This window comes from Cobetia sp. SIMBA_158, assembly GCF_046566945.1.
In the GTDB taxonomy this organism is placed as follows: domain Bacteria; phylum Pseudomonadota; class Gammaproteobacteria; order Pseudomonadales; family Halomonadaceae; genus Cobetia; species Cobetia amphilecti.
This window is the reverse complement of sequence record NZ_JAWJYL010000372.1, coordinates 1-272: the sequence shown is the minus strand read 5'-3', so window position 1 is coordinate 272 and position 272 is coordinate 1. Positions and strand designations below refer to the sequence as shown.

The following is a 272-nucleotide window of genomic DNA, read 5'->3' as shown; positions in this document are numbered from 1 at the left end:
GCATCGACGCGAGGATGGCGCTCGCACGGTCCATGTAGAGACTCGCCGCTAGCACGCCCTTCAGCGCGCCGCCGCGCATGATCGGCACCGCGAATGCAAAAGCCGGCTTGCCGGTCCACGCGTCCTGATACAGCGCGGTGACGACCAGCCGGCCGGCCTCGACCGCTTGCTTGTACCACGGACGCGCGGTCGGATCGTAACCGGGCGCGAGCGGGATGTTCGAGAATGCCGTGTGATCCGGCAGGCCGAGCGTCAGCACCTGGAACCCGCCC

At 68.8% G+C, this 272-nt stretch carries 1 protein-coding gene; it reads right to left on the bottom strand.

All coding sequences use genetic code 11. The features are described from left to right. Window positions 1-272 (bottom strand): cache domain-containing protein (locus tag R2R70_RS20340; RefSeq protein ID WP_410978951.1); only part of this gene is annotated, 272 nt, incomplete at both ends.